The sequence below is a fragment of the Microcystis viridis FACHB-1342 genome (assembly GCF_014698335.1).
Lineage (GTDB): Bacteria > Cyanobacteriota > Cyanobacteriia > Cyanobacteriales > Microcystaceae > Microcystis > Microcystis ichthyoblabe_A.
The window spans coordinates 1-4,151 of sequence record NZ_JACJSV010000129.1; the positions used below are offsets into that span (position 1 = coordinate 1).

The window sequence follows — 4,151 nt, forward strand, 5'->3', positions numbered from 1 at the left end:
ATGGGAGACTCTTTGTTTTCCTAGACAAAAATAATTACTTTTTCAAAAAAACACTTTTCTATTTTTTTGTTGGGTATTTTATTCTCTGGAAGTCCCTTAAAACCGAGGAATATGATTAAAAAGATGACGCATGACCACAAACTCCCAACAAAATAACGAATAGCCATAACCCTGCTGCTCCACCGTCCTCACCTGAGCTTGTAAACCCTTTAAGGAAAAATCAGGATTCCAACCCGCATATAAACCCACCCCCACCGGCACATACCGGGAAGCTGTCGCCAGTCCCGATCCCGAAAGACTTGCCGCCACCTGATTGGGAGTTTTCCGATAGATCTGTAAGACCACCTCATCCACAATCCCTTGACGCACCCAAGCCAACCAATTTTGATTATATTTATTCACCGCAAAAGAGTGAGGATTAGGCGAAAGACTCACCACCAACTTGGGATTAATCGCCTTGACATGATCGTGCAACTTGCGGGTTAAATTCGTTAAAGCCTGACTTTTATTACCAAAAACACGCGGAACCGCCCAATGATCATCTAACTGAATCCCCGCCAAATCTTTTTCTTTTAAAATATCTTCCATATTCCCCAAAAGATAGGCTTGTACCTGCGGATTCGCCGGATCTAACCAGACATTGGTTTCCACCACCGTCTTCCCTGCGGGCGTTTTTAATAGCCAATCCGGATGCTTTTTGGCAATGGGATCCTTAGGGGATAACATCAAACCATACTCAAACCAAGCATAGGGCTTCAAACCCTGCCGTAAAGACTCCTTAACCGCTGCCCTCCAGGGATTGCTCAACGGCGGCACAAACAACCAATTCGTCGGACGTTGGGAAGTCGGATAAAGCGTTCCCCTAAACCCATAAACACTAAAATACACCCGGTCATAACCCGATCGCGAAAGATGATTTAACACCTCATCTAAGGACGTAGTGTGATGTAACAATATCGTGCCAATATTGGTTAACCAAACCCCCTTCATCTGCTCATTTTCCACTGCCTTTCGGGGAGCCGCTCGGTGAGTAACCAACAACAAAAAAGCCACTCCAGCAACAATCCCAAACCTCTTTAGGTACTTGCTAAACTTAACCATGATTGCCGATTAATCCCACCAAGATATTTGATAATAGTATTATTTTAGTCCGATTTTTGATATTCAGTTCATCATCAGCAGGCCCTATTTAGTCATACTCAATCCGGTTATTAAAAACTGATTATCAGTGAACTAAAAAATAGATATCGGGTGTATTAGGCTCCCCTAACACACCCAGAAAAGATTTTAGGAAAAATTAACCGACGACGCAGAGAATATCCGATGCGTGACTAGCGGTATTCACTTTGTCATCCATATAGCTAATTTTGCCTTCCGCATCGATGATATAGGTGACGCGCTTAGAATAGCCACCACCATCGACATCATAAGCTTTGGTGATAGCACCATCGGTATCTACGAGCAATTGGAAGGGTAAACTGTATTTTTCTTTAAATTGTGCATGGGAACCCTGGTCATCCCTGCTCACCCCGAAGACTACTATTTCCTTGTCTTGGTATTGTTCGTAGTTATCCCGGAAGCTTTGCGCTTGCTTGGTGCAGCCGGGGGTATCATCTTTGGGATAGAAGTATAAAACTACGACTTTACCTTGAAAATCCGACAGGGAAACGGTTTTTCCAGTATCGTCGGTGGTGGTAAAGTTCGGTGCGATTGTTCCAACGGTTAAAGCCATAACTCCGATTCCTTTACAAAAGTTAATCTATATTGATCATAAGGGATGAGGGTCAAAAACAGGGAGAGGGGAGAAGAAGTCAGAGCATTTGTACTAAATTTTCCCGATCAGTTTAAATGCAGTGCAACTGAGAAGACGAACAACAAACCTCCAGAATTTGTCCTAGGATAATATTTGTCAGCTAAGAGGGGGATAATATGGGGCCATTCTGGTTAAGGGTGAGAACTTTTGGGCAAAATATCTTAATCGGTTTAGTTTTAGTGCTATTAATCGGTTTTTATGACAGCATCAGCGCTAAATCTACCTCATTAATGATTGTTTATCCTCCCGATAATCATCAAACCACGGCCTCGAAAATCTTTTTTATTGGTTCTGCTCCTCCATCAGGTCAAGTTTTGCTCAATAATCAACCGATTCAACGCAGTGCTAAAGGATATTTTGCCCCTAGTTTTCCCCTAGAAGTTGGTGAAAATAATTTCACTATTCGCTATCAAAACCAAACTATTAATCGTCAAATAATTCGTCTAGATACTCAAGCAATTATTCCCCACGAATTAGCTTTTGCTGATAACTCTCTCAGTCCTTCTGTCCATAAGACGAGGTTAGTGGGGGAATGGATTTGTTTTAGTGCGATTGCCACTCCCCAAGCTCAGGTTTCTGTGCAGTTAGGAGATAAAATTCTGCCTCTTTTACCCCAAACTCAAACCACAAAACTGCCTAGTAATGCCGCAGTTTTAACTAATCTTAATCAAGCGAATTCCGAGGATAAAACTGGTTACTATCGAGGTTGTCAGCAGTTTAAGCAAGAGGGTAACTTAGGAAAACCTATTTTTACAGCACAATTAAATAATCGCTCGATTAGTCAACAAGGTCAAGGAGAAATTAACATTATTAGCGATCAAAATTTACCAGTGATTGAAATTATAGCAGACCAAGGAGTAGCTCGCACGGGGCCGGGTAGTAGTTATTCCCGTTTAACTCCTTTACCCCAAGGCACGAAAGCGAGAGTCACCGGGAAAGAAGGGGATTGGTTACGGTTAGATTATGGTGGTTGGATTTTAGAGCGAGAAACCCGTTTAATAGTTAATGAAGTCCTAGATAATGCTAATATTCGTGGTCTCTCTTCTCGCAGTATCAATCAAGCAACGGAAATTATTTTTCCCCTCTCCCATCCCGTACCCATCGCCGTGGCACAAGAAGATGATAAATTTATTTTGACTCTCTATAATACCATTGCCCAAACCGATACAATTTTTCTGGTGGATAATCCTTTAGTTAGACGTTTAGATTGGCGACAAATTAACCCGACCACGATAGAATACACTTTTAATCTTAATCAAAAACAACAGTGGGGTTATAGTCTTCGTTATCAGGGGACAAATTTAATCTTAACCCTGCGTCATCCCCCGGAAAAAAGTGATAATTTACAGGGCAAAGTTATTTTATTAGATCCCGGACACGGAGGTAAAGAAACTGGTGCTGTCGGTCCAACGGGTTACACGGAAAAAGAGATTAATTTAGTTATGTCTAAATTAATTAAACGGGAGTTAGAAAAATTGGGGGCAACAGTTTATTTAACCAGAGAAACTGACATAGACTTATCTTTACCGGCACGAGTAGAAATGATTAATAATCTACAACCAACCCTAGCACTATCGGTTCACTATAATGCTTTACCCGATGATGGAGATGCCTTAAATACTCAAGGAATTGGCATATTTTGGTATCATCCCCAGGCAGCGGATTTATCAGTTTTTCTCCACGATTATTTAACCAAAAATCTTAACCGTCCTTCCTATGGAGTATTTTGGAATAATTTAGCTTTAACTCGTCCCTATAGTAGTCCTTCATTGTTATTAGAGTTAGGATTTATGAGTAATCCTCAAGAATTTGAATGGATTACCGATACTCAGGCACAAAAACAATTAGCGCAAGTTTTAGCCGCCGGAATTAGCCAATGGTTTCAACAATCTGGGGTAATTGCTTCTAGTTAAAATTTAATGGCAATCGGAGGGAGATAAGCTTAAGTAGCTGGTTATAATTAAATTAAAAATGGATTTTAGGTTCGATCCCCCCTGCCCCCCTTGATAAGCTATCCATTAGTCAGATCTTTCTTAACAAAAAGAGAAGAAACTTAAAAAAAGGGGAAACGATTGATAGGTATAGTTTTGAAAGAAGGAATTAAGGTGGAGGTAAGCAAAAAAATGGAGAAATGGGCAGCCCAAGAATTACAGTATGCAGACCTAGGGGACACCAGAAGAAAGAAAAGGTTAATCAGTATCGTAGAAAACTTGGCCAGCCAACCTAGTACAAGTGTGCCACAAGCTTCGGGAAATCTAGCCGCAGCGAGTGCCACCTACGACTTTTGGAATTCCCCCTATTTTCACCCCTCAGATATAATTGCCACCCAAGCCAAAAG

The 4,151-nt window shown here is 41.2% G+C and carries 4 protein-coding genes; 2 read left to right on the forward strand and 2 right to left on the reverse strand.

Going from position 1 to position 4,151, the window contains the following annotated elements:
* Positions 1-96 precede the first annotated feature (96 nt).
* The gene (locus tag H6G40_RS22610; RefSeq protein ID WP_042790856.1) at positions 97-1,101 is read right to left on the reverse strand and encodes a glycoside hydrolase family 10-like protein; all 1,005 of its coding nucleotides are present in this window, start codon (positions 1,099-1,101) and stop codon (positions 97-99) included.
* A gap of 196 nt (positions 1,102-1,297) precedes the next feature.
* Positions 1,298-1,732: a peroxiredoxin gene (locus H6G40_RS22615; protein ID WP_002736091.1), complete on the reverse strand. Its 435-nt coding sequence runs from the start codon at positions 1,730-1,732 to the stop codon at positions 1,298-1,300.
* 197 nt (positions 1,733-1,929) lie between these two features.
* On the opposite strand from H6G40_RS22615, the gene H6G40_RS22620 reads away from it, so the two are divergent.
* Together H6G40_RS22620 and H6G40_RS22625 are read left to right on the forward strand one after the other, a co-directional pair.
* Positions 1,930-3,726 carry an N-acetylmuramoyl-L-alanine amidase family protein gene (locus tag H6G40_RS22620; RefSeq protein ID WP_069475716.1) on the forward strand — a complete coding sequence of 599 codons (1,797 nt, stop codon included), beginning with the start codon at positions 1,930-1,932 and terminating at the stop codon, positions 3,724-3,726.
* Positions 3,727-3,936: 210 nt separating this feature from the next.
* Positions 3,937-4,151: IS4/Tn5 family transposase DNA-binding protein (locus H6G40_RS22625; RefSeq protein ID WP_190538257.1), on the forward strand; the 215-nt coding region annotated here is incomplete at its 3' end.